The sequence below is a fragment of the Paraburkholderia sp. UYCP14C genome (genome assembly GCF_004197395.1).
Lineage (GTDB): Bacteria > Pseudomonadota > Gammaproteobacteria > Burkholderiales > Burkholderiaceae > Paraburkholderia.
The window spans coordinates 158,249-173,309 of the sequence record NZ_SELS01000006.1; the positions used below are offsets into that span (position 1 = coordinate 158,249).

Genomic DNA, 15,061 nt, shown 5'->3' on the forward strand with positions numbered 1-15,061 from the left:
GTCGCTCGTTATCAAAGGGCGCCGTCGGGCTGCCACCGGATGAGCCAGCGCTCGAGCACAGCGATGACGAGGAAAAAGAGGCCGGACAGGACGGCGCTCATGATGATCGCCGTGTACAGCAAAGCCGAATCAAAGCTGTAAGTCGCCTGAATGATCATCGCGCCGATACCTTGCGTCGCGCCGATCCATTCGCCGACCACCGCGCCGATCACGGACATGGAAGCGGCGATGCGCAGCGCGGAGAACAGATAGGGCAACGATGCATAAAGGCGCAGCTTGAAGAAGATCTCCCGCTTGCTTGCCGACAGGATCTGCATCAGTTCCATGGCCTGCGGGTTCACCGCTTGCAGTCCGCGAACCATGTTCACGAGCGTCGGAAAGAAGCAGACGATTGCCGCAATCGTGATCTTCGGCTCCAGTCCGTTGCCCATGATCAGCACGAGGATCGGCGCTTTTGCAACCACCGGGATCGAGTTGATCATCACCGCGACCGGGTAGAAGATGTCCTGCAAGATCTTGTTGTGCACGAAGACGGTAGCGAGCAGGATCGCCGCGAGATTGCCGAGCAGGAAGCCCGCAGAGGCCTCGATGGCGGTCGGCACCAGGTTCTGCAGCAGCACGTCGCTCTTGCTGAAAAGCGTTTGCAGCACGAGCACCGGCGACGGTGCGATAAACGGCTTGACGTGAAAGCCCGCCACGATCGCCCACCACGCGAACAGCAACCCCGCGACTCCGAGCGCGGGCAGGATGCGCGCGCGCCACATGCGCTGACGACGGCGCGCGAGCCAGGCCTGCGCTTCAGGATCAGCCGCCTGGGCGGACAGGTTCAATTGCATTTCGGACGTGGCCATCAGCAGGTCTCCAGTACGCGCCGCAGATGGGCGGCGAGTTCGACGAATTCGCGGCTCTCGCGAATATCGAGCGTGCGGTCTTCGGGCAGGTTCACCGGCACGATCTCCTTCACACGGCCGGGGTTGGCCGCCAGCATCAGTACCCGCTGACCGAGAAACGCCGCTTCATAAATACTGTGCGTGACGAAGAGCGTCGTGAGGCTCATCTCCTTCCACACTCGGCGCAGTTCCTCGTTCAGACGGTCGCGCGTGATTTCGTCGAGTGCGCCGAACGGCTCGTCCATCAGCAGCACTTTCGGGTCGCTCACGAGGGCTCGCGCAATCGCCACGCGCTGCCGCATGCCGCCCGACATCTCATGCGGGTAAGCGTCCTCGCGGCCCTTGAGACCAACCAGTTCGAGCAGTTCGCGCGGCGTGGCGCGGCCCGCACGAGCCTTGCCGCCAGCAACTTCAAGCGGCAACTGCACGTTCTGGATGGCCGTGCGCCACGGCAGCAGTGCCGCATCCTGAAACACGAAACCGATGTCGCGGCGCTCACGTGCCATTTGCGGCGCGGCGCCGAGCACGCTGATCTCCCCACGGCTCGGCTTGATGAGGTCGGCGACCACTCGCAGGAATGTCGACTTCCCGCAGCCAGACGGGCCCAGCAAGGTCAGGAATTCGCCCGTGGCGATGTCGAGGCTCAACCCCTCGATCGCCGTCACGCTGCGCCGGTCAGTGAAGAAGCGCACGTTGATGTTGCGGCAGCTGATAGACAGCCCCGCCTCTGACGGCAAGCCGAAGGGCGCACCGGACCGCTCCGCGCGCGGCGGATTCATAGTGGCAGCATGCATGGATTACACCGTGAGGCGAGAAGATTGGGTGGCCTTGAGCACGTCCATCGTCATGACGTCCTCGACCTTCGGCTGATGGGTACGGAATTGGCCGAGTTGGCCATACATCGAGATCTGCTCTTCCCAGACCGTCGCGTCCATCGTGCCCCACCCCTGGGTTTTGGTGGTCTGGTCGAACGCGTAGCTCATCAGCGAATCGATGGCGACGCGTTCGTCGGCACGGTTCAGATTCGGGTATTCCTTGACGAGCAGGTCGACGGCCTGGTCACGATGCGCGTTCGCGTAGGTCCAACCGCGCGCCGTTGCTCGCAGAAAGCGCGCGACGGTGTCGGGATGATCCTTGAGCGTGTCGGTTCTCGCGTAGTACGGCAGCGCATAGAGACGCACACCCGTGTCCCACAGACGCAAGTCGACGCGCCCCGCTCCGAGCGGCTTGAGCGCCGTGGTGTTAGTTTGCCAGCCCGTCACCGCATCGACCTGACCGCTCAGAAGCGGCATCATGTCAGCGCCGATCGGCACGATGTTGACCTGGCTTTCGGGAATCTTGTTCTTAGCCAGCAACGCCTTGAGGAGCACCATGCCCGTGGACTGAATGCCGATGCGCTTGCCGATCATGTCGCGCGGCGTACGGATCGGATTCTTCTCGAGCGAAAAAAAACAATAAGGGTGCTGCTGAAGGCCAACCGCGATGCACTTGATTGGCAGACCCTCTGAGACCGCTAGCATGATCGACGGACTTGATGAAATTTCGCCGGTCTCGCAGCGCCCCGAGGCGACGATCGCGACGCCATCGATGTTCGGTCCGCCGGGCTGGATCTGGAAATCGATGCCTTCCTGCGCGTAATAGCCGAGGCGATTTGCCACCACTTCGCCAACCTGGTTGCCGCCAGGCACCCAGCCGAGTTGCATGTTGACGGTTGTCCTGTCGCCCGCGAACGCACGCACCGAAAGCAGTGCGCCTGTTGCGGCCATACCGCCCGCTGCCAGTGTCATCCGCAGCAGACGCCGGCGAGCGGCATTCTCGAGTTCTGACATCTCTATCTCCGAGGGTCCTTCATGGGTTCAAGGAGGCCGGTCTTTTTTGTTCGCGGTGTTGCCGGTTGAACCCATTCTCAGCAACCAAAAGTGTCCCCACAAGCATCAATTTTTGCGCCCGGCGATGCCAAAATTAGAGCACCCGTACGACGCACGATGTGTGCGATAGCCGCGAAGCCGTGCGCAATTCGTGCGCCTCTGATGCAAAGACGCGCGAAAAATTCGTTCACAGGGAGTCAAATTCAATGCTAGGCGGCGCGAATTTTGTTCCGCAAGAATTTGCCCGAAGACGACGTAAGCGCAAATTTTTGCCCGCCGGGCGACAGCTCGCGTTCAGATTCAAGCCGCGGTGACGCAGGCGGACAGCGGAGCAGGATGAAGCACTCAGAAGGGTCTTTCAGTTAACTTTTCACTTCGCGATCCTAATTCACCAAACGGTTCACATACTCATTTTCACGTTTGCATGCAAACACCCAGGGGAATCATGAATCGACGTGTCGTTGTTGCCGCCGTAGCCGCACTTGCCTGCCAGGTCGCATCCGCCCAAAGCAGCGTGACGCTGTATGGTCTGATCTCGACGGGCATCGTCTACGCGAACAATCAGAAAGGAACCGACAAGCAGGGACACGCCACCTGGCAGTTCGCAAGCGGGCCCATGCAGACGCCTCGCTGGGGCATGAACGGCGTGGAAGATCTCGGCGGAGGCCTCTCGGCAATCTTCACGCTGGAAAGCGGCTACAACGTGGGCAACGGCACCCTGTCGCAAGGCGGCCGGTTATTCGGGCGGCAGGCTTTCGTCGGTCTATCGTCGAACGACTTCGGCACGGTGACATTTGGTCGACAATACGACGAAGCCGTCACGCTATGCGTGTTTTCGTCGGCGTGCCAGTTCGCGGCCTACGGCGCGCATATCGGCGACAATGACAACGTGTTCGACACCTTCCGCATCAACAACGCAGTGCAGTACAAGAGCGTCGTATACCGGGGCCTCCAGTTCGAAGGGTTATACGGCTTCTCAAACAAGGCGGGAGGCTTCTCGGACAACAGCGCGTACAGCGCGGCCGCGCAGTACCGAAGCGGGCCGCTGTCAATTGGGGTGGCATATCTTCAGGTCGACATGCCGAATGACCCCAACAATCCCAACGGCGCGGTGGTCGGCGACTACGGGTTTTCATCGCCGTTCGTGACGAATCCGGCTACCGGTTCCGGCGTGAGCAAGCAACGGATGTTCGGTGCGGGCGGCGCATGGGCGTTTGGATCGGCGAAACTTTCGCTGCTCTATACCAACGTGCGATTCGAATATCTCGATGCCTCCCGTCTCACGCTTCAGAACGCCCAGATTTCACTGACCGACTATGTACGGCCTGATCTTTTGCTCGGCGCCGCGTACATCTTCACGACCGGGCAATATCACCCGCAGGACAATAGTCCGAAGTGGCATCAGGTGAACGCCGGTGTCGATTACCTGCTCAGCAAGAGGACCGATTTGTTCCTTGTCGGCATTTATCAGAAGGCAGCTGGAGACGCGCAGTTCGCGCAAATTTACACGCTCTCGCCGTCCACCACCAGGACGCAGGTTTCCGCGGTGATCGGCATGCGTCATAAATGGTGAGCTTCGGACCAAACGGAGGGCGATTCATTGCCTGCCCCGATCGCGACAGCCTTTCGCATGGACCTTGATAAAAGGTGACCGCGCAGGACCGAATCATCAACCTGTGAGGCGGTGTCCGGAGGTACGGGGGCAAACCCAGCCCTATAGGCGTAGCTCACGCGGCAACCGGCGTGTGGCGTTCCCGCTTGCCGGCATGGTGCTTGACGGTCTGCCGGTGCGTGCCGGACGTCGATCCTGTCCGGTACGATGCGAACTCCACCTTGACGCGATGCGAACGCGCGAGCATCGAATGGTGATGATGCTGCCGGGCGCTTGCGTAATAAGAAGGCGGCTCGACGACCGGCGTTTCGTCGCCGTTCAGCCATCGACGTATCGTGACGAGATCGGCGGAGCGCCCCCACGATGTTTTCGAGCCGAGCAGCGCAATCATCACCTGGCCATTCGGCATCTGCGCATCGACCACGATGCAGCGTCCCGACTCGCGGATATAGCCGGTCTTGGCGACCAGAACGTCCCATTCGGCGGCTCGGACTACCGGGTCGGTGTTGTGATAGAACCGTGTCCTCGTGCCGATCTCCTCTTCGTAACGGGGAAGTGTGGTGTATTCGCTGATCAACGGATAGTGCGCCGCGGCTTGCGCCATCTTCACGACGTCGCGTGCCGTCGAGAGATCGTCCGGCGAAAGCCCGGTTGGATCGTCGAAGCGCGTATTGGCCAGATGCAGCGCGCGCGCCTTTTCGTTCATCTTCCGGACGAATACGGGCTGGCCGCCCGGGAACGCCCGCGATAGTGCGGACGCCGCGCGATTCTCGGACGACATCAGCGCAAGGCGCAGCATCTCTCCCCGTTCGAGCGACGCACCGACCGGGATGCGAGACCCTGAGTGCTTGAACCGATCGATGTCGTCATCGGCTACGGTCACCGTGTCTCTCAATGACTGGGCGCTGTCCAGCACGACCATCGCCGTCATCAGTTTGGTGAGCGACGCGATCGGCTGGACGTCGTCGGCGTTTTTTTCCAGCAGGACTTCGCCGCGCCCGACGTCGTAGACGATTGCACTATGTGAATAGAGAAATGGCGTTTCGGCCCAGGCGACGAACGGCGCACAGGCGAGCACTAGCGCGCTAAGGAAGTTCTTCATGGCGTTCACACCCTGGGACAGCAATCAGGCAACGGCGGGGCCAACGTGCAGGACCGTCCGCACCCACTTAACTGTAGTTGCTAACCGCAGGAATGGGTGTGTGAAAGGGATCATTCGGATCACCGAGACAAGTCGATCTTGCGACGACGGGCTGCAGGCATGAGGTTTGCCGGACATAACATCAGGTCATGGACACTCCAACAATTCCGGCATTGCTGCCGCGAAATTGACTCAATATATTCACTTCGAACACTCGCCTTTCCCGTTCACGTAGTACCGGGAAAGCGCGCTGCCTGCATGACGTCCACCGCTTCACCCCTGTCGAGGAAATGTCGTGATGAAGACTGCAAGGTTCCGCTGTTCGAGTTTGCCGCTGCGCCCGCTGGCCATGACATTGCTGTTCACCATCGCGGGCGCCGCGCCCGCCTTCGCGGCGGGCAAGATCACTTTCGTATCGCAGGGGGGCGCCTATCAGGAAGCCCAGACCAAAGCGATTCTCGACCCGGCGGCGAAGCAGCTCGGCATCACCATCAACCAGGACAGCATTCCCGATGCGTGGCCACAGATCAAGGCACAGGGCGAAACCGCCAAGCCGGTCTGGGACGTAGTCGATACCCCAACCGCCAACTGTCTGCGCGGCGGCCGCGCGGGCTTGCTGGAAAAGCTCGACTTCTCGAAGCTTCCCAACGCGGCGAGCGTGCCCGAAAAGTACCGCACGCCCTATTCCGTCGCGTACGAGTTCTACTCGACGGTCATCGGCTATAACAAGAAAACGCTGAAGAAAGTGCCGCAAAGCTGGAAGGACTTCTGGGACGTGAAGAACTTCCCCGGCACGCGCGCGCTGCGCAACGATCCCGTGACCGTGCTCGAAGCCGCCCTGCTCGCGGACGGCGTGCCGCGCAACAAGCTGTATCCGCTGGACGTCGATCGCGCGTTCAGGAAGCTCGAGCAGATCAAGCCGGACATTACCGTGTGGTGGACATCGGGCGGCCAGTCCGCGCAATTGCTGCATGACGGCGAAGTCGACATGGCGATGATCTGGAACGGGCGCGCGAGCGCCGTGATGAAGGACGATCCGGACATCGGCTTCACGTATAACGACGGCATTCTGCAAAACACCCAATTGTGCGTGCTCAAGAACGCGCCGAATCTGAACGATGCGATGCGCTTCATCAATGCGGCGCTGTCGCCGGATTTGCAGGCCAATCTGCCGCTGTTTATCGATTACGGTCCGGGCAATCCGGCTGCGTTCAACACCGGCAAGATCTCCGAAAAGCGCGCGGCCGAACTGCCGAGTTCGCCGGCCAACGCGGCGAAGCAGGCACTGATGGCGGAAGAATGGTGGGCATCGGAGCCGGGCATTCAGGCGAAGGCGCGCTGGCTCAAGTTCATGCAGTAACGCACCGCTCTTTTCACCTCGTTCCTGACGTGCCGCGCATCGTCTGACATGTGCGGCTCACTCCATCCAGACGTGTTCGACTATCTGATCCTCGGCGGCGGCTCGGCGGGATGCGTGCTGGCCGCGCGTTTGTCGGAAGATGCGGGCGTGAAGGTTTGCCTCGTGGAAGCAGGCCGCGATATCTCCGCGCATACGATGCCCGATGCGATCCGCAGCCGCTATCCGGGACGCGCGTATCTGGATACGCGCAACATCTGGCAGCAGTTGAAGGCGCGCATGAGCGCGAGCGCCGCCGTGCGCAGTTATGAACAGGCGCGTCTGCTGGGCGGCGGCTCCGCCGTCAACGCGCTGATGGCCAATCGCGGCGCGCCGGCCGATTACGACGAATGGGAGGCGCTCGGTGCGTCGGGTTGGAACTGGGAGTCGTGTCTGCCCTACTTCCGCAAGCTCGAAACCGACTGCGATTTCCGCGGCCCGGGTCACGGCGGCGACGGGCCTTTGCGCATACAGCGTACGAAGTGGCCGCGTATCTCGCCCTTCGTGCGCGCCGTCCTGGAGACGCTCGGCAAGAACGGCTACGCGCTTCATGACGACCAGAACGGCCCGTGGGAAGACGGTACGTTCATCGGGTCGATCGCGGTAAGCGCGCAAGGCGAGCGCATTCCCACTTCCGTCTGCTATCTCGACGATGCCACGCGTGCCCGCCCCAATCTTTCGATACGCACCGGCGAAGTCGTCGAACGCATTCTGTTCGATGGGCGCGTAGCGATCGGCGCGCGCATCGTGCGTGCCGACGGTACGCGTGAGGACGTGAAGGCGCGGCGCGTGATCGTGTCGTCCGGCGCGATTCATAGCCCCGCCTTGCTGATGCGCAGCGGCATTGGTCCGGCCGATGAACTCGCGGCCCATCGCATCGACGTCGTCGCGGATTGCGAGGGCGTGGGGCGCAATCTGATGGAGCATCCATCGATAGCGGTGTCCGCGTTTCTGCCGCGCGGCGCACGCGCGCCGTTTCCCGACGAGCATCATGAGCAGGCGATCGTGCGTTTCTCGTCGGCGCTGCAGGGCACCGTGCCCGGCGACATGCACGGCGCGATTCTGTCGCGCTCGGGATGGCACTCGGTGGGCCGTCGGCTCGGGACCCTCTTCTTCTGGGTCAACAAGTCGTATTCGCGCGGCCGCGTGACGCTTGCTTCGTCCAGCGTATTCGATGAGCCGAAAGTCGATTTCGCCATGCTGTCCGATGTGCGCGACCTCGAACGGCTCAAGCTCGCGCTGCGCTTCGGCGCGGCGACGCTGGCCTCGCCTGCGATGGCGGGGCGTCGCGATGTGATCTTCCCGTCGAGCTATTCGCCGCGGGTGGCGGCGGTGGCGGTGCCCGGCATGTGGAACGCGGTGCAGCGCGGCTTGCTGAGCGGCTTGCTGGAGGTTTCCGGGCCTTGGCGGGGCCGCTTGATCAAACGTGTCGTGACGCAAGGTGTGACGCTCGCCGCGCTGCTGGACGATGATCGTGCGATGACGGATTTCGTCAGGCGTTCGGTCGGCGGGACATGGCATCCGTCGGGAACGTGCCGCATGGGTTCGGCCAGTGATCCGCTCGCGGTGACGGATTCAGATGGCGCGGTGCATGGCGTGGAAGGCCTGTATGTGTGCGATGCCTCGCTGATGCCGTCCATTCCGTGCGCGAACACGAGTGTACCGACGATCATGATCGCGGAACGGGTAGCGGATCTACTGCGTCGCCACGCATGAAGCCGTGGCGCGCCCCGCTCGTCACTCGCCGTAACCGACGATCCCCTTGACCTCCAGAAACGCCTCCAGGCCCCACTCGCCGTACTCGCGTCCGTTGCCGGACTGCTTGTATCCGCCAAATGGCGATGCCGGGTCCCACGCGGGGTAGTTCACATACACGCTTCCCGCGCGCATTTGCAGGGCCACGCGCCGCGCCCGTTCCTGATCCTTCGATTGCACGTAGGCAGCCAGCCCGAACGGCGTATCGTTCGCGATCGCCACCGCTTGCGCTTCGTCGCGATACGGCATGATCGCCAGCACCGGCCCGAAGATTTCCTCTCGCGCGATGGTCATCGCAGGACTCACATTGGAGAACACGGTTGGCTTGACGAAGTAGCCGCGCTCGAGACCATCGGGCCTTCCAGGGCCGCCCGCGACCAGCGTAGCGCCCTCCTCGATACCCCTCCCGATCAGCCGCTGCACGCGCCCAAACTGCACGTCGCTGACAACCGGGCCCATCGTCGTGTCGGCGCCGTCCCAAGGTCCCACGCGCTGCGACCGGGCGACCCGCGCGGCGATCCGCGCCGCTTCATCGTGACGCGAGGCCGGCACCAGCATGCGTGTGGGCGCATTGCACGACTGGCCGCTGTTGCTGAAGCACGAAAGCACGCCCGATGTGACCGCCGCTTCGAAATCGACATCGTCGAGCAGGATGTTGGCCGACTTGCCGCCGAGCTCCTGATGCACGCGCTTGACCGTCGGCGCCGCGAGCCTGGCAATCTCGATACCCGCGCGCGTGGAACCGGTAAAGGACACCATCTCGACATCGGGATGCGCCGCGAGCGCCGCGCCGACCGTCGGGCCATCGCCATTCACGAGATTGAAGACGCCTTTGGGCACGCCGGCTGCGTCGATGATTTCCGCGAACAGCACCGCGTTCATCGGCGACACTTCGCTCGGCTTGAGCACCATCGTGCAGCCCGCCGCGAGCGCGGGCGCCACCTTGCAGACGATCTGGTTGATCGGCCAGTTCCAGGGCGTGATGAGCGCGGCCACGCCCACCGGCTCATGATTGACGAGCGTCGTGCCCTTGCGGCGTTGCCAGCGAAACTGCGCGCAGGCGCGCAGGGTTTCCTCGAGATGGCGCTTGCCGAGCGCCGCCTGCCACGCGCGCGACAACTGCGCCGGCGCGCCGATCTCGCGCGAGATGATCGCAGCCATCTCGTCATAACGTTGCAGATAGATCGAGAGGATCCGTTCGAGCAACGCAACCCGCTCCTGCACGCCGGTTTGCGAGAACCCGATGAAAGCGCGCCGTGCCGCCGCGACTGCGCGGTCTACGTCGAGCGTATCGCCGAGCGCGACCTCGCCCAGCGATTCCTCCGTGCAAGGATCGATCACGGCCAGCCGCGCGGTGCCCGACGGCTCGACCCACTCGCCATCGATATAGAACTGCTGCAGATGTTGCATCAATGCTCGCTCCAGAAAGGTCAGGCGCGCGCCGCCGAAGCAGAGCGCCGGCTCACGACGACGATCAGCACGAGGCACAGCGTAATGGCCGTGAGCATCGTGCTGATCGCGGCGATGGTCGGGTCGATCTCGTCGCGCAAGGTGACGAACATGCGCCGCGTGAGCGTCTGATTGTTGCCGCCCGAGACGAACAGCGCGACGACGGTTTCATCGAGCGCCTGAATAAAAACGAAGACCATGGCCGCGATGACGCTCGCCTTGATCTGCGGCAGCGTCACCGTCATGAAGGCTCGCAAGCGATTCATGCCGAGGCTGCGCGCGACCATTTCCTGCGTGCGGTCGAAGGTGCGCAGATCGGCGCCGACGGAAATCAGCACGTACGGCAGGCCAAGCATCGTGTCCGCGACGATCAGGCCGCTCAACGTGTTCACATAGCCCGCCTGCGTATAGACGAAGAACACGCCCACCGCGACGATGATGATCGGCACCATCAGCGGCAGCATCAGCAGCGTGCGCAGGTAGCGCATCGACCAGTGCGAGCCGTTCTGGATGCCGTAAGCCGCCATGATGCCGAGCGGCGTTGCGAGCAGCGCGGCACACGTCGACGCGACGAAGGTCGTTCTGGCGGCGTCGATCCACTCGGGGTTGTCGAAAAACGCGTGATACCAGCGCAATGAATAGCCCGGCGGCGGGAACGTCAGAAAGCGCGCATCGGAGAACGACAGCGGCACGACGATGACCACCGGCAGCATCAGAAACGCGAGGATCAGCATCACCGACGCGCCCAGCGTCACGCGTCCGAACGAAAGTTGGTTATTCGTCTGCATCAATTCGCCCCCAGCGTTTTTTCGAGCGGAATCACACGGCTCACCGCATAGAAGATCGCGAACACGCAGATCAGCAACGCCACGCTCACCGCGCTCGCCGCGCCCCAGCTGTTGTAGATCTCGACGTTGCGGCTGACGATCATCGACACCATCATCGACTTGCCGCCGCCCATCAGCTCAGGCGTAATGTAGAAGCCGAGGCACAGCACGAACACCAGCGTCACGCCGGCGAGCACGCCGCTCATCGACAACGGCAGGAACACGCGCAGGAACACATGCAGGGGCGAGCCGCCGAGGCTCGCGCCGGCTTGCGCCAGGTTCGCGGGGATCTTCTGCATCGCGGAATACAGCGGCAGCACCATGAACGGCAACAGGATATGCACCATTGCAATGACCGTGCCGAACTGGTTGTACGAAAGCTGCAACGGCCGGTCGATCAAACCCAGCCCGAGCAGCGCCTTGTTGATGAGACCGGTGCGCTGCAAAAGCACGAGCCAGGCGTACGTGCGCACGAGCACGCTGGTCCAGAACGGCAGGATCACCATGCCGAGCACGAGTGCGCTCCAGCGCGGCGAGATGGACGCGGCAAAATACGCCACCGGATAGCCGAGCAGCAAGGTCACGACCGTCACGATGAAGCTGAGCTTGAACGTCAGCAGGAACGTGTCGAGATAGGCGCCCGTGAAGACGCGCCGATAATTGACCAGCGTGAAGGCGCCGTCGTGATAGATGGACTGCCACGAGAGCCACGCGAGCGGCACCACCAGCAGCACCACGATCGTCAGTAGCGCGGGCGCCATCAGCAGCAGCATCGTGCGATCTTCGCGCCGCTGATGGCGCACCGCAGGATCGATGGTGGCGGCGCGCAGCATGGTCGGGTCTTGAAGCATCCGTTTGGCTGTCGTCATTCATGCACCCACGGCGTCGAGAAATTGATACCACGCAGCGACGAGCCTGACGCCCGGCGCACGCAGCGCGTGAAATGGCACGGGCCGCAGCCCGTCCTGCGCGAGCATCGCGAGTTCGGGCTTTTCGCCCAGCGCCAGCGCCGCCGCGTGCTGGCCGACGAGGCTCGCCATCGCCACGCCCGCGCCGTTGTAGCCGAGACAGAAAGTCGTCCTGGCGTCGCTGCGGCCAACGTGCGGCAGCGCGTTGAAAGTCATGCCGACATAGCCCGACCAGCGGTATTGCACCGGCACGTGCTTCAGGTCGGGAAACAGCGCGACCATTGCGCGTTGCAGCGCATCGAAGCCCGTCGGCTCCCCTTCCTTGCCGAACGCGTCGCGGCCGCCGAACAGCATGCGGCCATCGACCTTGCGGAACCACTTCATCATGCGGCGCGTTTCGGTGTAGCTGCGCCGATTGACCATCAGACGCGCATCGAGCTCGGGCGGCAGCGGCGCGGTCGCGATCATCGCGCTTCTGAACGGCACGAGTTCGCGGTGGTACGGCGACGTCGCATCGGTCAGGTTCGAGTACGCGTTGGTCGCGACGATCACCTGGTTAGCGCGCACCGTCCCGCCTGGCGCGACCAGCAGAACGCGCCCGTCGTCCGCCCGCTTCATGTCGATGACCGGCGTCGCCTCGTAGACCGGCACACCTCGCGCCGTCACGCCCGCCGCGAGGCCGCGCACGTATTCGAGCGGCAGGATGGTGCCCGAATCGGCGCTCAGCACACCGCCGACGAAACCCTTCGATCCCGTTTCGTGCTCGACCTGCGCACGCGTGAGCACGCTCATCGAGGTGTCCTTGAGCGTGTTGCGCACCCAGTCCGCTTCCGCGCAGATCGATGCCAGCGCGCGCCCGGTATGTGCGCAACGCAGGCTGCCCGTAGGTTCGAAGCGCGCGCGCTCGAGCCGGAACTCGTCGATCAGGGACTCGACCGCGCGCACCCCGTCATGCGCGAGCCGGTGCATCTGTCTGGCGACGTCCAGCCCATGCGAGCTCGCGATCGACGGGAACGACAGCCGGAACTTGGACGACACCACGCCGCCATTGCGTCCGCTCGCGCCCCAGCCGACCGGATTCGCGTCGAGCACCGCGCAGTCCACGCCGCGCTGCTGCAGCGCATGAGCGGCGCTCAGCCCCGAATAGCCCGCGCCGATGATCGCCACTTCCACGTCGAGATCGCGGGCGAGCGGCGCGCCGGTACTGACCGGCGCGTCCATCGTCGGCAAGCGCGCGGCCATCGCTCGCCACAGCGATTCGGCATGCGGGCCCGGTGAGTTGGTCGGCGCGTGCATCGTCAGGCCGCGACGCGCAGCTCGTCGTCCACGGCGTCCGCGAGGCCAGCGAGCGTCGCGAACTTCCAGGTCGGCGTCGTGAAGTTGTCAGGCGTGGGCGTGGCGCCGTAGCCCTTCATGCCCTGACGGCGCTCGATCCAGCATGTCGCGTAGCCGAGTTTCGTCGCGATGCCGATGTCGTGATACTGGCTCTGCGCCGTGTGCAGAATCTCGCTGAACTTGTAGCCGAAGGCCGCCTGGCGTCCGCGGTTATACGCGAAGAATTGCGGGTCCGGTTTGGCGACGCCGGTTTCATCGCAGCACACGGTGTCGTCGAAAGGATCGCCGAGCGTGTGCGCATAGGCCGACAGCGCGACGCGGTCCGCGTTGGTCATCGCGACCAGGCGAAAGTGCTTGCGCAGACGCTTCAATGCGGCGACGGAATCCTCGAACGCGGGCCAGTCGAGCACGTCTCGCTGGAACGCGGCGGCGGAACCGGCATTGTCGGGCAGGCCGAGCTTGTTCGCGAGATGCAGGTAGACGTTCGCCATTTCATGACTGGAACGGCCATAGAACTTCGCGCGGCCTTCCATGTACGGTCCGAAGATCTGGTCGTCGCTCAGGTCTTGCGCCTTCGGACCGCCAAGGCGGCGCACGGAATCGAGCACGCCCGCCTCGAAGTTGATCAGCGTGCCGACGACATCGAACGTCAGGACCTTGAAATCGGTGAGCTTCATTGCTTCATCCTCTACGGTTGCGTATTTGCGTTTGCGTCGAAATCGCCCGTGCACAGGCGGGGAATGAACTTATGCGGGTACCACGATGGTGTCCTGCGGATCGAGCGCGACCGTCATCGGTGCGCCCGGCGCGGGAATGCGAAGCCGTGCGTCATGGCCGCCCGGCTGTCTGAGGCTGATTGCGGTGCCGTCGGCAAGCGATGCGAACACACGCAGGCTCTCACCCTGATACAGCACTTCGGTCACCCGGCACGACAGGCGGTTGGCATCGGCATGACGGTTATCGCCGTCGATGACGAGCTTTTCGGTTTGCACGGCGAGCAGGAGTTTGTCCCCGCGCGGCATCGGATGCGCGGTGCGCAGGAGCGTGTTGCCGAGACGCACGGCATGGTCGCCAGCCCGGCTCACGTCGAGCAGCGTCGCCTCACCGATGAAGCTGGCAACGAAGGCATCGCACGGGCGATCGTAGAGGCGCTCGGGTGTGTCTATCTGAACGAGCTTGCCATTCCTGAGTACCGCGACACGATCGCTCATGGTGAGCGCTTCGCGCTGATCGTGCGTCACGTTGACGATGGTCGCGCCCAGTTGCCGATGCAGCCTGCGCAGCTCGATCTGCATGGTCTCGCGCAGCTGCTTGTCGAGCGCCGAGAGCGGCTCGTCCATCAGAATGAGCTGCGGCTGGAACACGATGGCGCGCGCCAGCGCGACGCGCTGCTTCTGGCCGCCCGAAAGCTGATGCACGCTGCGGCTTTCATAACCCTCGAGCTCGACCATCGCGAGCGCTTCGGCAACCCGTTTTGCCCATGTCGACTTCGGCTCACGCCGCGCGCGCAGCGAGAACGCAACGTTCTCACCCACCGTCATGTGCGGAAACAGCGCGTAGTTCTGAAACACGATGCCGATGTTGCGCTTGTGCGGCGGCGCAAATGTAATGTCTCGCTCGCCGACCCATACGCTGCCCGAGCTCGGCTGAACGAAGCCGCCCAGGATGCCGAGCAGCGTCGTTTTGCCCGATCCGGATGGGCCCAGCAGCGACACGAATTCACCCGGCGCGATATCGAGCGAGACGTCGTCGAGTGCTGTCACAGCGCCATAGCGCCTGGTGGCACCCCTGATTGACACTCCGGTTTTTGCACTCGCATCCATGGTGTGGCTCTCACGGTCAAAGCAACGGTTGAAAAAAATATAAGGTGCGATATTTTT

The 15,061-nt window shown here is 63.2% G+C and carries 13 protein-coding genes; 3 read left to right on the forward strand and 10 right to left on the reverse strand.

Annotated features, from left to right (window positions below; translation table 11 throughout):
* Nucleotides 1-11: 11 nt before the first annotated feature.
* Genes EVC45_RS07760 through EVC45_RS07770 form a run of 3 tightly spaced genes read right to left on the reverse strand, consistent with a single transcriptional unit; the run spans nt 12 to nt 2,719 of the window.
* On the reverse strand, nt 12-851 hold the full coding sequence (locus EVC45_RS07760; RefSeq protein WP_129957424.1) for an ABC transporter permease: 840 nt from the start codon (nt 849-851) through the stop codon (nt 12-14).
* The gene (locus tag EVC45_RS07765; protein WP_129957425.1) at nt 851-1,684 is read right to left on the reverse strand and encodes an ABC transporter ATP-binding protein; all 834 of its coding nucleotides are present in this window, start codon (nt 1,682-1,684) and stop codon (nt 851-853) included. Before EVC45_RS07765 ends, EVC45_RS07760 begins: the two co-directional genes overlap by 1 nt.
* Before the next feature lie 3 nt (nt 1,685-1,687).
* Nucleotides 1,688-2,719 (reverse strand): ABC transporter substrate-binding protein, encoded by a 1,032-nt coding sequence (locus EVC45_RS07770; RefSeq protein ID WP_129957426.1) that lies wholly within the window; start codon nt 2,717-2,719, stop codon nt 1,688-1,690.
* Nucleotides 2,720-3,203: 484 nt separating this feature from the next.
* Here EVC45_RS07770 and EVC45_RS07775 point away from each other — a divergent pair, with 484 nt between their 5' ends.
* Nucleotides 3,204-4,331 (forward strand): porin, encoded by a 1,128-nt coding sequence (locus EVC45_RS07775; RefSeq protein WP_129957427.1) that lies wholly within the window; start codon nt 3,204-3,206, stop codon nt 4,329-4,331.
* Nucleotides 4,332-4,485: 154 nt separating this feature from the next.
* On the opposite strand, the gene EVC45_RS07780 is transcribed toward EVC45_RS07775, so the two are convergent.
* Nucleotides 4,486-5,472, reverse strand: coding sequence for a D-alanyl-D-alanine carboxypeptidase family protein (locus tag EVC45_RS07780; protein ID WP_129957428.1), 987 nt, complete (start codon nt 5,470-5,472; stop codon nt 4,486-4,488).
* A gap of 337 nt (nt 5,473-5,809) precedes the next feature.
* On the opposite strand from EVC45_RS07780, the gene EVC45_RS07785 reads away from it, so the two are divergent.
* Together EVC45_RS07785 and EVC45_RS07790 are read left to right on the forward strand one after the other, a co-directional pair.
* The gene (locus tag EVC45_RS07785) at nt 5,810-6,871 is read left to right on the forward strand and encodes an ABC transporter substrate-binding protein (protein WP_129957429.1); all 1,062 of its coding nucleotides are present in this window, start codon (nt 5,810-5,812) and stop codon (nt 6,869-6,871) included.
* 72 nt (nt 6,872-6,943) lie between these two features.
* A complete protein-coding gene (locus EVC45_RS07790; protein WP_129957525.1) occupies nt 6,944-8,623 on the forward strand; it encodes a GMC family oxidoreductase in 1,680 nt (559 codons plus the stop codon).
* A gap of 21 nt (nt 8,624-8,644) precedes the next feature.
* On the opposite strand, the gene EVC45_RS07795 is transcribed toward EVC45_RS07790, so the two are convergent.
* From EVC45_RS07795 to EVC45_RS07820, 6 genes are all read right to left on the reverse strand, one after another.
* Complete coding sequence (locus EVC45_RS07795) at nt 8,645-10,072, reverse strand: aldehyde dehydrogenase family protein (RefSeq protein ID WP_129957430.1); 1,428 nt, start codon at nt 10,070-10,072, stop codon at nt 8,645-8,647.
* Between the two features lie 20 nt (nt 10,073-10,092).
* The gene (locus EVC45_RS07800; protein WP_129957431.1) at nt 10,093-10,899 is read right to left on the reverse strand and encodes an ABC transporter permease; all 807 of its coding nucleotides are present in this window, start codon (nt 10,897-10,899) and stop codon (nt 10,093-10,095) included.
* On the reverse strand, nt 10,899-11,807 hold the full coding sequence (locus EVC45_RS07805) for an ABC transporter permease (RefSeq protein ID WP_129957432.1): 909 nt from the start codon (nt 11,805-11,807) through the stop codon (nt 10,899-10,901). Before EVC45_RS07805 ends, EVC45_RS07800 begins: the two co-directional genes overlap by 1 nt.
* The gene (locus tag EVC45_RS07810) at nt 11,808-13,142 is read right to left on the reverse strand and encodes an FAD-binding oxidoreductase (protein WP_129957433.1); all 1,335 of its coding nucleotides are present in this window, start codon (nt 13,140-13,142) and stop codon (nt 11,808-11,810) included.
* 2 nt (nt 13,143-13,144) lie between these two features.
* Nucleotides 13,145-13,858 (reverse strand): HAD-IA family hydrolase, encoded by a 714-nt coding sequence (locus EVC45_RS07815; RefSeq protein ID WP_129957434.1) that lies wholly within the window; start codon nt 13,856-13,858, stop codon nt 13,145-13,147.
* A 69-nt stretch (nt 13,859-13,927) separates the two neighbouring features.
* Complete coding sequence (locus EVC45_RS07820) at nt 13,928-15,004, reverse strand: ABC transporter ATP-binding protein (protein WP_129957435.1); 1,077 nt, start codon at nt 15,002-15,004, stop codon at nt 13,928-13,930.
* Nucleotides 15,005-15,061 lie beyond the last annotated feature (57 nt).

Excerpts from the sequence above, each read along its gene's own strand:
- EVC45_RS07760 (WP_129957424.1), bottom strand. The coding sequence starts at position 851 with ATGGCCACGTCCGAAATGCAATTGAACCTGTCCGCCCAGGCGGCTGAT.
- EVC45_RS07765 (WP_129957425.1), bottom strand. The coding sequence starts at position 1,684 with ATGCATGCTGCCACTATGAATCCGCCGCGCGCGGAGCGGTCCGGTGCG.
- EVC45_RS07770 (WP_129957426.1), bottom strand. The coding sequence starts at position 2,719 with ATGTCAGAACTCGAGAATGCCGCTCGCCGGCGTCTGCTGCGGATGACA.
- EVC45_RS07775 (WP_129957427.1), top strand. The coding sequence starts at position 3,204 with ATGAATCGACGTGTCGTTGTTGCCGCCGTAGCCGCACTTGCCTGCCAG.
- EVC45_RS07780 (WP_129957428.1), bottom strand. The coding sequence starts at position 5,472 with ATGAAGAACTTCCTTAGCGCGCTAGTGCTCGCCTGTGCGCCGTTCGTC.
- EVC45_RS07785 (WP_129957429.1), top strand. The coding sequence starts at position 5,810 with ATGAAGACTGCAAGGTTCCGCTGTTCGAGTTTGCCGCTGCGCCCGCTG.
- EVC45_RS07795 (WP_129957430.1), bottom strand. The coding sequence starts at position 10,072 with ATGCAACATCTGCAGCAGTTCTATATCGATGGCGAGTGGGTCGAGCCG.
- EVC45_RS07800 (WP_129957431.1), bottom strand. The coding sequence starts at position 10,899 with ATGCAGACGAATAACCAACTTTCGTTCGGACGCGTGACGCTGGGCGCG.
- EVC45_RS07805 (WP_129957432.1), bottom strand. The coding sequence starts at position 11,807 with ATGACGACAGCCAAACGGATGCTTCAAGACCCGACCATGCTGCGCGCC.
- EVC45_RS07810 (WP_129957433.1), bottom strand. The coding sequence starts at position 13,142 with ATGCACGCGCCGACCAACTCACCGGGCCCGCATGCCGAATCGCTGTGG.
- EVC45_RS07815 (WP_129957434.1), bottom strand. The coding sequence starts at position 13,858 with ATGAAGCTCACCGATTTCAAGGTCCTGACGTTCGATGTCGTCGGCACG.
- EVC45_RS07820 (WP_129957435.1), bottom strand. The coding sequence starts at position 15,004 with ATGGATGCGAGTGCAAAAACCGGAGTGTCAATCAGGGGTGCCACCAGG.